This window comes from Desulfatiglans sp. (assembly GCA_012513605.1).
Lineage (GTDB): Bacteria > Desulfobacterota > DSM-4660 > Desulfatiglandales > HGW-15 > JAAZBV01.
On the sequence record JAAZBV010000072.1, the window covers coordinates 1 to 14,575 of the forward strand.

The window sequence follows — 14,575 nt, forward strand, 5'->3', positions numbered from 1 at the left end:
AGAGTGATGAAATTGAAAATGAGAGTTAATAATAGGTTTTGTGCACAAAGAAAAAGGCTATAAAATGCACCCAGAAAAAGACTAAGAAAACTCTCCATCTTTTTCTGCCTTTCCTTTATCTATTACCTATGACCCATAACCTCTAGCCTGTTTCCAGCTTTCATCTTTGACCTTTCATCTTTGACCTTTGAGCTTTCAGCTTTGAGCTTCCATCTTTCCCCTTTTCTTCTCTTGCTCATTGATAACTTTTCTGCTAATACAAATCAGTCAAAAAAATAAGCAATCCAAGCAGTTAAACATGAATTAAACGTAACACATAATAATCGACCACAAAAAGACCGGTTATTGATTAGATTTGAAATTATTAAAATTTGGCTATTCACTATTAATGGCTCAATGTGGAATTAACACTTTTTTTGTTTTAATTAGGAGTAGTAATTCCAGTGTTTGACCCGAGTATTTTTCTAATCTTTTAAGGTGTAATTATAGACAAGCAAAAAAACCATGATTAAATCCTTTAATAACAAAACAGAAAAAGTCGGTGATGATTTCAAAAAGGAGATCACAAAAGGAAGCAAGCTGGAAGTAGCTGCCAGTATATTTACTATTTATGGTTTTGAATGTCTTAAATCAGAGCTTAAAAAAATTGAAGAATTAAAATTCATTTTCACAGACCCAACCTTTGTAGAAATTGATAAAAACAACCGAGAAAGCAGGCAATTTAAAATCTCAGCCACACAGCGGCAAAAGGCAATCAGCGGCTCTGTTTTTGAGATAAATCTTAAGAATGAACTAAAAGGCAGGGCAATCGCTCGTGAATGCCGCAAATGGATTGAAGATAAGGTTAGTTTCAGAACTAATATAGGGAATAAATATATCCAGCCTCATATCACACTTGAGACCAACGAAAGAAAATTTGTATATATGGGTATCAATGAATTCAGCAGCGCCGGTTTTGGATATGAAAAGGATAACTCTATCCTCAATCAGGTAATCAAGACTGATGACTTTGATACCACTAAGCAGTACATACAGAACTTTGAAGAAATATGGGATGACAGTAATATCCTGAAAGAGATAACCGATGAAGTAGCCTGTTATATCTCGAATCTATATAAAGAAAACTCCCCTGAATTTATTTACTATCTTACTCTCTACAATATTTTTGATGAATTTCTTGAGGACATATCCGAGGATGAACTGGCCAATGAAAAGACCGGGTTCAAGGAATCTGTAATCTGGAATAAATTATATGATTTCCAGCGTGATGCAGTCCTCGGCTTAATAAACAAACTTGAAAGACATAATGGTTGTATTCTCGCCGACAGCGTTGGTTTGGGTAAAACATTTACTGCCCTTGGTGTTATAAAATATTATCAGGAGCGTAACCGGACTGTACTTGTGCTTTGCCCCAAAAAACTTGGCGACAACTGGCAGACCTTTCTCAATAACTATGATGACAATCCCCTTATAAAAGACAGGTTCAATTATGATGTGCTCTACCATACTGACCTCCTCCGTGAAACCGGTGACACGAATGGTATTGACTTAAGTCGTATTAACTGGAGCAATTATGATCTAGTGGTTATAGATGAATCACACAATTTCAGAAATAACTCGCCCCGAAAAGACCGTGTCACGAGATACCAGAAATTATTAAATGATGTTATGAAGTCCGGTGTAAAAACCAGGGTGCTCATGCTATCGGCAACCCCTGTAAATAATCGTTTCACTGATCTTAAAAATCAACTCGCACTTGTATTTGAAGGCCAGACAGGGGAAGTAGACGAAAAAATGGATATGGGCAAATCAATCGACATTACTTTAAAAAACGCCCAGAAGACATTCAACGAGTGGGCGAAAATGCCTATTGATGAAAGAACCAGCCTCCAACTCCTAAACCGGTTGAATACAAACTTTGATTTTTTTAAATTACTTGACAGTGTGACTATTGCGCGTAGTCGAAGGCATATAGAAAAATATTATGACTCAGATAAGATCGGTAAGTTCCCAAACAGATTAAAACCCATCACACACCATGCAAATATTACCGAACTTCCTGACTTTATAAAAATTTCAGATTTGTACAAAGAACTTTCACGGCTCAATATGGCAATATATTCTCCTTTTGAATATATCCTTGATAATAAAAAAGGGTTTTACAGCGAGATATACGATACAAAGTTAAGGGAAGATACAAGTTTCAAACAGGCGCATCGTGAAAAAAGCCTGCAAACCCTCATGCGTGTAAACCTGCTTAAAAGACTTGAGAGCTCTGTGGACTCATTCAGGATAACCCTCAAAAAATTCATAAAAGAAATTGAAAAGACGATATTTGCCATTGAGGATTTCGAAAAATGCGGAGGGCAGGCATTTACAACTGCTACACAATTTGAAGATATAGATCTGGATGCTGACAGCGATGACTGGCTTGATGACGAATTCAGCATTGGTGATAAAATTAAGATTAATCTTTCTGACATGAACACAGCCGGGTGGAAGGAAGATCTTCAGGCAGATTATTACATTGCAGCAGAACTGCTTGAAGAGATGGAACGGATTACACCTGAACACGACGCGAAATTGAAACTGTTAAAGGATGTAATAGCAGAAAAGGTTAATAACCCCATAAACACGGGCAATAAAAAGGTACTTATTTTTAGCGCCTTTGCCGACACAGTAAACTATTTATACACCAATATTTCGGGTTATGTTAAGGGGCAGTTCGGGCTTGAATCTGCCAAGATATTGGGCACTGACAAGAACAGCACAACCCTTAACATCAACTCTGGTTTTAATAACCTGCTTATAAATTTTTCACCAAGGTCAAAGGAGAGAAGGAATAAGGATGTCCCTGAAATAGACATACTGATAGCTACTGACTGTATCTCCGAAGGTCAGAACCTTCAGGATTGCGATACCCTGATAAATTATGACATACACTGGAATCCGGTAAAAATCATACAGCGTTTCGGGCGAATAGATAGAATTGGCTCCATTAATAAAGATATCCAGCTCATTAACTTCTGGCCTCAGCTATCTCTTGATGATTACATAAATCTTAAAAGCCGTGTTGAGAGCAAAATGTTCATGGTGGATGTAACTGCAACAGGTGAAGATAATGTGCTTACAAACAAATCGTCGGATTTGCTTTTTAGGAAAAAACAGCTTGAAAGGTTGCAGGAAGAGGTGGTTGATATTGAAGAAATGGGATCAGGTGTTTCAATCACTGATTTAGGGCTTAATGATTTCCGCATGGACCTTGTAAGTTATATTGAAAAGAATGGCAGCCTGGACAGCATTTCCAATGGTATGCATACTGTTTGCATGAAGGACACCAATAAAGGTATTGATGAAGGTGTCATCTATGTACTAAAGAACATCAACAATGAGGTAAATATTGACAGCACCAACCAGCTTCATCCTTTTTACCTTGTATATATCAAAGAAAATGGTGAAATCGTATCCAATCACCTCAACGTAAAAGAAACACTTGATATCCTCAGGGCTATTTCAAAAGGTTATGATAAACCGATAAAAACTGTATATGAAAAGTTTAATGATGAAACAGATGATGGCAGAAAAATGGAAAAGTATTCATCCCTTTTGAATAAAGCAATAGAATCTATCATCTCGGTTAAAGATGAAAGCGAGGTTGACAGCCTTTTTTCGAAAGGCGGCACAACTGCCCGTGTAAGAACCATTAAGGGGCTTGAGGATTTTGAGTTATTGACCTTTGCGGTGGTTAAATAATGGTGAATGTTGAGTTGAGGCTGCCCGACCAGGCGTATGTAAACAAATTTGTTCCAAAGAACAAATTCTATGAACGGGCACATTTAAGCGCCAGATTACAAAAGGAGTTTACAGATAAAATCCAGCGTATAACCTGGAAATTCAAGCTTTCCGAAGAGACAATCGGCATATCAAAAACCGAAGGGGTAACTGAAATACAGATATTCGAGCTTGAACTGAAGGTACAGGATATACCTGTTAAGGCATTAAAGATTATTGATAAGACAATCCCATATCAGATACTTTATAAATTTACCTGTAAAGATTCTGTGGCCTGGGGTATAACCCTGAAGGATGGAACCAAGGCAGAGAGATACTACTTTTCAGAATGGGATGAACCGGTTTCATTTGATTTCACGGGCATTGATCTTGAAAAGGTGTATCAGAAACTTGTAAAGGCATTTATAGGAAATCACGCAAAAAATGGAGTCAGCTTCAGCGAGATAATTGCTGTAGATGCCAAAATATTGTTACTGGAAAAGGAAATAGCCGGGCTTGAGAAAAAGATCGCCAAAGAAAAACAGTTTAACCGCAAGGTCGAGATACACAAGGTTTTACTGGAGAAAAGAGAACAGCTTAAAAGGCTAAAACCATGAGCCACGAAATCCATAAAAAAGCACGAAAAGTTTTTCTTTTGTAATTTTCGTATTTTTCGTTGTTAAAGAGGGAAAAGATGAAAGCGACTATTAAAGCAAAAGGAAAGGAAATCGCAGTTATCTCCAGGGGGGATGAGAATGACTATATTTCATTGACCGATATTGCGAGATACAAAAATCCGGATGAACCAAAAGATGTTGTCAAAAATTGGATGCGAAGCCGCAGCACCATAGAATTTCTTGGCCTTTGGGAACAGTTAAATAATCCTGATTTTAAAGGGGTCGAATTCGACTCCTTTTTGCACGAATCCGGATCAAATGCCTTTACCCTGTCTCCGCAAAAGTGGATTTCGGCTACAAATGCTATTGGGGTTATCTCCAGATCAGGAAAATCTGGCGGCACATTTGCTCATAAGGATATCGCTTTTGAGTTTGCATCATGGGTTTCTGCCGAATTTAAACTTTATATTATCAAGGATTATCAACGTCTAAAAGCAGATGAAAACAGCCGGATTTCTCTCGAATGGAACATTAACAGGACTATTTCCAAAATCAATTATAAGATACATACGGATGCCATTAAGGAAAAATTAATACCTAAACTTGTATCAAAAAAACAGCAGACGCATACTTATGCAAATGAAGCGGATATGTTAAATGTAGCGCTTTTTGGCCATACTGCCAGGGAATGGAAAGATAAAAATCCTAACAGCCAAGGCAATATGCGCGATGAGGCAAATATCCCGCAGCTTATCGTCCTCTCCAATATGGAAAGCATGAATGCCGAATTAATAAAACAGGGAATGCCTCAAAATAAAAGGCTGTTGACGCTAAACAAAATGGCTATTGATCAAATGACCACTATACTGGGAAGCCCGGCAGTGAAACAACTGGAAGGAGTTAAATAAATGGATAAGCTTAAAATGCAGACACCGGACAGGACACAGGAAAACATTGAGCGGATTGCGAAGCTGTTTCCGAACGTGATTACAGAAGTTGAAGACGAAACCGCGAAAGACGCGAAAGGCACAAAAAAATATAAAAAAGTTGTGGATTTTGATCTGCTGCGGCAGATGCTATCCGGTATTCTTGTCGAGGGTGGTGATGAACGTTATCGGCTTGACTGGCCTGGAAAAAAGGCATCTCTTCTCAAAGCAAATATACCTATTACCAAAACGCTCAGACCATGCAGGGAAGAGAGTGTGAACTTTGATACCACAGAGAATATTTATATTGAAGGCGATAACTTTGAAGTTTTAAAGATTTTACAGGAAAGTTACCTGGGCAAGATAAAGGTGATCATTATTGATCCGCCATACAATACAGGTAATGATTTTATTTACAAGGATGATTTTAAGAAGAGCAAAGATGAGTATGAGGAAGAGATCGGCGTGGAGGATGAAGAGGGTGGAAAGCTGTTCAGGAATACAGACAGTAATGGGAGGTTCCATTCTGACTGGTTGAGTATGATGTATGAAAGGCTGATTGTGGCTAGGGACTTATTGAGAGGTGATGGGGTTATATTTATCAGCATTGATGATAATGAAGTTCATAATGTGCGGAAAATATGTGATGACATTTTTGGGGAGGAGAATTTTATAGGAGATTTTATTAAGAAATCCAAAGTCGGAGGTGGTTCTGATAGTAAATATATAGCTACAGAACATGAGTATATAGTTTCATACTCAAAAAATATTACAGAATTACCAGAGATGTTTGAAGCCCATGATGATGAATACTTAAAAAGATACAAAGAAGCTGATGAAAAGGGGAGATTTTTTTGGGATACTTTTGCAAGGCCAGGATTAAAAAACCCTATTAATTATGACATCGAAACGCCAGATGGATCATTAATAAATGGTGATTGGATATGGTCAAAGAAGAGATATGAAAATGCTTATAATAATAAAGAAATAAAAATAATTAAAAAACAGGATGGGAGCTATTCTGTACACTTTAAACAGTATTTAAATCTAAGTGGAAAAAAGCCAAGAAGCATGTCAAGCAATTTTGGCGGAACATATGATGGTAAAAAAGAAGTTGTGAGCTTATTTAATTCGGATAAAATATTTTCTTACCCAAAATCGACAATGCATATAAAAAAATTATTAGAAATAATAGCTCCCCGCCCAAATGATACCATACTCGATTTCTTCTCCGGCTCCTCAACAACAGCCCATGCAGTGATGCAACTCAACGCCGAGGATGGCCTGAACCTAAAATTTATCATGGTGCAGATTCCTGAGCCATGTGATGAAAATAGTGAAGCTTATAAAGCTGGGTATAAAACCATTGCGGATATAGGTAAAGAACGCATCCGACGTGCAGGTAAAAAAATCCTTCAGGAACTGGAAGGTAAGAAAATTATGAATGGTGAATTGCCAATGGTGAATGGAAAGTCAGAAAAGCAGAAATCACTGTTCGAGGATAAAAACAATTCAACATTCACAATTCATAATTCACAATTAGACTTCGGCTTCCGTGTCTACAAAACCGACACCACCAATATGAAAGAGGTCTTTTATCATCCCTATGACATGGATCAGAAACAGATTTCCGCTTTCATGAGTAACATAAAGGAAGACCGTACACCGGAAGACCTGCTTACCCAGGTTATTCTTGACCTTGGTCTGGAACTCAGCCTGCCCATAGAACAAAAAACAATGCATGGCAATAATGTCTTTATTGTCCAGACAAACGCTCTTGTTGCCTGTTTTGATAATGACATTGATTTTAAAATCATTGATGAGATTGCCCATATTAAACCCCTTAAGGTGGTATTTAAAGACGCAAGCTTTAAGGATGATAAAGATCGCATTAATGTGGAAGAGCGGTTTAAGAGACTTTCACCTGAAACCAGGGTCACGGTGCTGTAAATATGAAATTACAATTCAAACAACAACCCTATCAAGCCGATGCCGCCATGGCGGTTGTCCGATGTTTTGAAGGACAGCCAAAAGGTTCAAGAAAAGAAACAATAGGGCGATCCGGGTTTATTGCCCATGAAATATTTTCAAATAAAAAGATAGAGATTACCGAGGAAGATATTCTTAAAAATGTAAAGGAGATACAAAAGGAACAGGGGTTAAAGCCAAGCAGCCAATTGGATGGTCTTAATTTTACAATAGAAATGGAGACCGGTACTGGCAAAACATATGTTTATACAAAAACAATGTATGAGCTGAACAGGCATTATGGCTGGAGTAAGTTTATTATAATGGTGCCATCTGTTGCCATACGTGAAGGAGTGCATAAATCTCTGGAGATTACAGCAGAACACTTTCAGGAGATATATGGCAAAAAAATCCGGTTTTATATCTACAATACAAAAAATAAATCAAACCTTATAAACATAAAAAACTTTGCTGATACCTCCAACATTGAAGTGATAATAATGAACTATCAGGCTTTTAATGTAAAAGAGCCTGATCAGGGCTTAAAATCAATCAGATCAGAGGCTTCACGCAAAATTTACCAACCACTTGATGCATTACAAAGTCAAAGACCGATAGATATTATAAAGCGGGCAAGACCCATATTAATCATTGATGAACCTCAACGCTTTGGTGACAAAGCAGAAAAGATATTTACTGATTACGTTTTTAACCAGCTTTTTACCATCAGGTATTCGGCTACCCATAAAAAGGATTTTAATAAAATATACAGGCTTGATGCCATAGATGCATACAACCATAAACTGGTCAAAAAGATAAACGTAAAGGGCATAGAGGTGGTAGGTAACAGTGGCACAAACAGCTACCTGTTTCTTGATAGTATCAGGATCAGTACAAAGCATTACCCGGTTGCCTACATAGAGCTTGAGGTCAAGCAGCAGAACGGCCCAGTAAAGAAGATTAAAAGGGTAGAAGAAAAAGATGACCTATTTGTGCATTCAAACGAATTGCAGGAGTATAAAGATGGTTTCGTGGTAAAGGAGATAAACGGGCTTAAGAATACTGTCACCTTTACCAATGGCATTGAAATACATGTTGGCCAGACAATAGGAGATGTTGACGAAGAGCATGTAAGGCGTATCCAGATAAGGGAAACAATAAGATCTCATATTGAAAAGGAAAGGGTCATGTTCCCTAAAGGCATAAAGGTGCTTTCTCTATTTTTTATAGATGAGGTAGCCAAATACCGCCTTTATGATAAAAACAATAATCAGCTTAAGGGGCAGTATGAAGAGATATTTGAACAGGAATATAAAGACGCGATAAGCCAGTTAACCCTTTTTGATGAAGAATATAACAAATACCTCTTAACGCACCCTGCTGAAAAGGTTCATCAGGGGTATTTTTCTATTGATAAGACAGGCAGGTTCATCGATTCCAAAGAAAAACGTGCTGAAAGCGGAAGCGACGATGAAAGCGCTTATGACCTGATCATGAAAAACAAAGAAAAGTTATTGAGTTTTAGCGAACCCACCCGCTTCATTTTTTCACACTCTGCCCTCCGTGAAGGCTGGGATAACCCCAACGTGTTCCAGATATGCACACTAAAACACAGCCAGTCTTCAATAAGTAAAAGGCAGGAGATAGGCCGTGGCTTACGCATATGTGTTAATGAACACGGCGAAAGGATGGATGAATCAGTACTTGAAAATGACTTTTTCAACGTTAATAAATTAACTGTTGTAGCAAGCGAATCATATGACAGCTTTGCCCGTGAACTCCAGCAGGAGATTGTGGAGTCTCTGTCCGAACGTCCTGTTAAGTTTACAACAGAAGTGCTGGTTGACCGGGTTCTTACAAATGAGAAAGGTGATAAATTTGTATTTGATAGTCAGGCATCAATGGATTTGATCTTTGATTTAAAAATGAAGGGTTATGTTGATAAAGATTATCTGATAACAGATGAACTGATACAAGATATTGAAAATAAAAAATTCAAAGTGCCTGAAAGGTTCAGCGGCTTTCAATTTCCCATAGAAAATCTTCTACAGAATATCTACACTACTGCTAATTACAGGGCAGCTGACAATGAAAAGGCTGACAATATCAAAGAGGCAGTACTTAAGCCGAACGAGAATTTTGCCAAAAAGGAATTTCAGGACCTCTGGAAAAAGATAAAGGTAAAAACTGTCTATGAGGTGGATTTTGAAAGCGCAGAACTTATAGAAAAGTGCATTGACGCCATTGAAAAAAAATTAACTGTAAAAAAGGTAATAATAAATATATCTGATGGCGAACAGAAAGACAGGATAGACGAGGAGAGCCTTAGATCAGGTGAAAGCATGCAGAAGCTTAAAAACATAACTGAAAAGGCAGACTCCCTGCTTGGGGCTTTAAAATATGATCTGATAGGTGAAGTAGCAAAAGAAACAAGGCTTACAAGAAAAACCATAGCGGCCATATTGATGGGGTTGCGGGAAAAAACGTTCTATAATTTTAAGGTAAACCCTGAAAGTTTTATAAAAGGGGTTTCAAATCTTATCAATGCGGAAAAGGCAGCAACACTCATCAATAATATTACCTACTCAAAGACAGACAAAACCTATGATGACAACATCTTTACTATAAATAATTTTAAAGGTTCGTTGAAGGAGAACATCCTACAGGTAAAAAAGCATATTTATGACTACCTTAAAACAGATTCAGACAAGGAGAGGACCTTTGCCGGGGATCTGGAATGTGAAGAGGTGCTTGTTTATGCCAAGCTCCCATCAGGTTTTAAAATCCCCACACCCATAGGTAATTACAACCCGGACTGGGCGATTGTGTTTGATACAAACAAATTCAAGTATGTCTATTTTATTGCAGAGACCAAAGGGACTATGGAAACCCTGCAAACAAGGCCAATAGAATTGAAAAAAATAGACTACGCAAAAAAACATTTTGAGGCGCTGGGCCATAAAGATATTAAGTACGATGTCATTGATTCATACGCTTCTTTAAAAGACAAGATTATGGTGTAAAAGCATTTACTTGGGTGAGTGAGCGTGACATCCTAAAATGATTAGGAAATCTAAATTATCTTAATTACCAATTTTTTTGCAGTTTTATTTATATGGAATTTAGTGGGTATAAATAGGGTCTCAAAAATTAAATATTTTAAGAAAAACGATAGAGTCGCGTCTTTACTATTGGCAGATTTGAACCACAGTCTTAGGGAGGAAAACTAGAAAACGAAAGTAAAGATATAAAAAGAAACACCCATCCGCTCCAGCAAAGGTAGAAGGTAGGTGAATGGACTTATTAGTAGTATAGAAATTATACAGATAGGTTATCCATTGTTTGATGGCCTTCCTCAAAGAGTGGATACTGCTAAACGAATGAAAGGAAAAATTTCAGAAATGGAAAAAATCAATTTCACAGAAGGATGTTTATATCTCAACAGGAGAGGCGCCTTCAAGGTACTTTCAATAGATGGTGATGAAATGCGTATCCTCTTCATAAGAGATAATGAAATAGTTACGACAACTAAAAGCTTCCAAAGCAATGTAATTCAGCAACGTTTAAAAGAGCTAAGACTCGAAGATGAACGCTTTGTTAAAGAGAGCTCAAAAAAACACAACCCTAACGTTGCACCTCCTGATATATACTGTGGTGCGCCTGGCCTTGGTAAAAGGAGGTAAATGAAATGTGAAATGGGGGTCGTACCTCATAACATCAATTGTGCAGGATAAAAGATAACAGGTTAAAAGGTCTTTCAGAAACAGAATTACAGAACCCTTGATTTTGAGTTTGACCTTATCTTTGTGAACAGTGGCAACAACCTGGATTCTCCGGTCAAAGCCGGAGAATGACGGGTTGTGTATGGGAAACCTGAAGGTTGGTGAAGAGAAATGGAAGGTGCGGGTTATGGAGGGAGAATTTAAGAAAAGTATGTGGGAGACAGAATAATTTAAAATGGGAGTCGTACTTCAAAATATCAATTGATTTATCTGAATGAAATGCATTTTAGATGTTTACAATATCGAGGGCAGGAATCATGAAAGAAAAAGACAATCAGTGTGAAATAATACTTTATAAAACCGATGACGGCCGAATTAAAGTAGATACCATTTTCCAGAATGAAACTATATGGATTACCCAGGCACAAATGAGCGAGCTTTTTGATGTAAATGTTCCAGCAATATCCAAACACTTGAAAAACATCTTTGAAAGCTGTGAGCTGGATGAAAAAGTGGTTGTTTCCATTTTGGAAAATACCACTCAACACGGCGCTATTGAAGGGAAAACCCAAAAAAAAGCGGTTAAATACTACAATCTTGACGCAATTATTGCTGTGGGCTATCGGGTCAACTCCAAACGTGCCACCCAATTCAGAATTTGGGCGACAAATATTCTCAAAGAATACATCATCAAGGGCTTTGCCATGGATGATGAGAGGCTGAAAAATTTAGGAGGAGGCGGCTATTGGAAAGAATTACTGCAACGAATTCGCGACATTCGTTCATCCGAGAAGGTTTTTTACCGCCAGGTACTGGATATTTATGCAACCAGCATTGATTATGACCCCATGTCAGATGTTTCCATTGAATTTTTCAAAAAAGTGCAAAACAAAATTCATTATGCAGTCCATGGACAAACAGCCGCTGAGGTAATATTTGATCGTGCTGATGCCGAAAAAGAATTTATGGGGCTTATGTCGTTTCCGGGTAGTCGTCCTTTTCTGAAAGATGTTGTTATCGCAAAAAATTATCTAAATGAAAAAGAACTTCGCTCGCTTGGTCAAATCGTATCGGGATATCTTGATTTTGCTGAACGACAGGCAGAACGAAAACAGGCAATGACCATGAAAGACTGGGCTCTCCATCTGGATAAAATTTTGACCATGAGCGGTGAAAAATTATTACAGGGAGCTGGTTCTGTAAGTCATGAAACAGCGATTGAAAAGGCTACAGCAGAATACAAAAAGTATCAGCAAAAAACCTTGAGCGAGGTGGAAAAAAAATATCTTGAAAGTCTGAATGTAATAGAAAATATAAGCAAAAAGCAAATTACACCTAAAGAAAAGGATGAATAAAATAAGGGATATACCTCAAAATATCAATTTAGCTGGATAAAAGATAACAGGTTAAAAGGTCTTTCAGAAACAGAATCACAGAACCCTTTATTTTGAGTTTGACCTTATATTTGTGAACAGCGGCAACAAACTGGATTCTCCGGTCAAAGCCGGAGAATGACGGGTTGTGTATGGGAAACCTGAAGGTTGGTGAAGAGAAGTGGAAGGTGCGGCATTTTAAACCCGTCGAACTAGACGGGTTTGGAATAAAAACAAAGCGGGGGTTGTTCATCAAAATATCAATTGGGCTGTATGAATAAATAGCAGGTATTTAACTTTTAACACCCAAGATAGAGGTGCGGACCATATAAGTAAGAAACTACAAATAAACAAGCCGGATCGGGAAAAAAGAAAAAGGCGGGATAATGGCAAAGATATGGGAGTGATTATGCCTGTCTCTCCATCGCCATTTGAAATGCCCAATGGCTATGCTGATTTTCTTTCGTCTATTAAAAAACTTGTTCACACAGAACGATTAAAAACTGTCCTTTCTGCAAACGCTAACCAGGTACTTATGTATTGGGATATTGGGTATCGTATTCTGCAGAAACAGGAGAAAGTCGGTTGGGGCGCAAAAGTGATTGACCGGATGTCTTACGACCTTAAGGAAGAGTTTCCGGATATGCAGGGATTTTCTGCGTGAAATCTGAAATATATGCGTAAATTTGCCCAGGACTGGCCTGATCGAGAAATAGTGCAGCGGGCCGCTGCACAAATTCCATGGCGTAATAACCAGGCTATTTTAGATAAGATAAAAGATTATGATCTCAGGATTTGGTATGCGGAACAGAATGCCATGAATGGATGGAGCAGGAATATTCTGGCAGTTCAAATAGATACTAAGCTCCATGAACGGGTTGGGAAAACCGCCAATAATTTTGAACTTACATTACCTCCTGGTGATTCCGATATGGCGAATCAGATGTTCAAGGACCCTTATCTTTTTGATTTTCTGGGAACCGCCGAAGTTCGCAAAGAGGCAGAACTTGAAACTAAACTTATTGAACACCTGGAAAAATTCCTTTTGGAGCTTGGGCAAGGATTTGCCTTTGTAGGCCGCCAGGTTCATATGGAAGTGGGTGGAGATGATTTTTATATTGACCTTTTATTCTATCATTTGAAGTTACGATGCTATGTAGTAGTTGAACTGAAGGCCGGCAAATTTACTCCCGGACATGTGAGTCAACTCACCATGTATATGAATATCGTAGACGACCTGCTCAGACACCCTGATGACAAACCCACTATCGGCCTGCTCCTTGTTAAGGACAAAAACCATACAGTTGCCAAATATGCCCTGGCCGGCAATACAAAACCAATCGGGGTAGCGGAATGGGAACAGCAAATTACAGATTCACTTCCGACAGATCTTGAGCCGAGTCTGCCTTCTATTGAAGAAATTGAACGGGAAATGGATGCAGGTATTTAACGACGAAACTCACGAAAGGCACAAAAGAAAAGCAGAAGTTTAATAAATAAAAAAGCAACCGGTGTCACCTACGCAATTGACAGGATTGACTTCTGTGAAACAGGTGTCGCACCTCAAAATATCAGTTGAGCTGGATAAAGGATAGGTTCAAAAGGTCTTTCAGAAACAGAATCACAGAACCCTTGATTTTGAGTTTGACCTTATTTTTGTGAATGGTGGTAGTAACATGATAGACCATACGGGTTAGTGCAATAAGCAGATTATGCAGGCAATGCCTGCGCAATCATTCGTGAAACTTTTGATCTTCAGGAGCCAAATATATGAACTTTAATCCGGAAAAACCATATAATAATTTACCCCTGTTGCCGCCAAAGGCGGAATTTGAGACCAGAGCTGTGCTTAAGAAGCTTGGGAAACGAAGGGGGACCGAAACGAAGGGGGACCTTCAAAATTAAAAAATCACCTTCACCTGCCTCTTAATGAATCAATCAGGCCTACACAATTGACAGAATTGACTTCTGTGAAATAGGGGTCGTACCCCAAAAAATCAATTGAGTAGTGTATATTTTAAGATAACGAGGCTGTCGAAAAACCCTTTTTTCGAGAGATTTATGCTCCCAAGGTATGGCAGCCCTAAAAAAATTATTTTTATAAAAATAAAACGAATTTAAAAAACGAAAGTCAAAATCCCGATGAAAAACAAGCCAAAAGGTCTTTATAGCCTTACTTTAGCCTCTTTTATATCCCT

General features: G+C 38.1%; 7 protein-coding genes and 1 pseudogene. All 8 read left to right on the top strand.

Features of this window, described 5'->3' with window-relative positions; genetic code table 11:
• Window positions 1-504 precede the first annotated feature (504 nt).
• The 8 genes and pseudogenes from GX654_09170 (at window position 505) to GX654_09205 (ending at window position 13,827) form a co-directional block, all read left to right on the top strand.
• Window positions 505-3,753, top strand: a complete 3,249-nt coding sequence (locus GX654_09170) for a DEAD/DEAH box helicase family protein (protein ID NLD37028.1) — start codon at window positions 505-507, stop codon at window positions 3,751-3,753.
• 2 nt (window positions 3,754-3,755) lie between these two features.
• On the top strand, window positions 3,756-4,388 hold the full coding sequence (locus GX654_09175; GenBank protein ID NLD37029.1) for a DUF4391 domain-containing protein: 633 nt from the start codon (window positions 3,756-3,758) through the stop codon (window positions 4,386-4,388).
• Window positions 4,389-4,465: 77 nt separating this feature from the next.
• Window positions 4,466-5,296: a KilA-N domain-containing protein gene (locus GX654_09180; protein ID NLD37030.1), complete on the top strand. Its 831-nt coding sequence runs from the start codon at window positions 4,466-4,468 to the stop codon at window positions 5,294-5,296.
• Complete coding sequence (locus GX654_09185) at window positions 5,297-7,264, top strand: site-specific DNA-methyltransferase (GenBank protein ID NLD37031.1); 1,968 nt, start codon at window positions 5,297-5,299, stop codon at window positions 7,262-7,264.
• A gap of 2 nt (window positions 7,265-7,266) precedes the next feature.
• Window positions 7,267-10,305, top strand: coding sequence for a DEAD/DEAH box helicase family protein (locus GX654_09190; GenBank protein NLD37032.1), 3,039 nt, complete (start codon window positions 7,267-7,269; stop codon window positions 10,303-10,305).
• A gap of 267 nt (window positions 10,306-10,572) precedes the next feature.
• The gene (locus tag GX654_09195) at window positions 10,573-10,965 is read left to right on the top strand and encodes a hypothetical protein (GenBank protein NLD37033.1); all 393 of its coding nucleotides are present in this window, start codon (window positions 10,573-10,575) and stop codon (window positions 10,963-10,965) included.
• 356 nt (window positions 10,966-11,321) lie between these two features.
• Window positions 11,322-12,359 (top strand): virulence RhuM family protein, encoded by a 1,038-nt coding sequence (locus tag GX654_09200; GenBank protein ID NLD37034.1) that lies wholly within the window; start codon window positions 11,322-11,324, stop codon window positions 12,357-12,359.
• Window positions 12,360-12,813: 454 nt separating this feature from the next.
• A pseudogene (locus GX654_09205) lies at window positions 12,814-13,827 on the top strand (DUF1016 domain-containing protein).
• The last annotated feature ends 748 nt before the right edge of the window (window positions 13,828-14,575 follow it).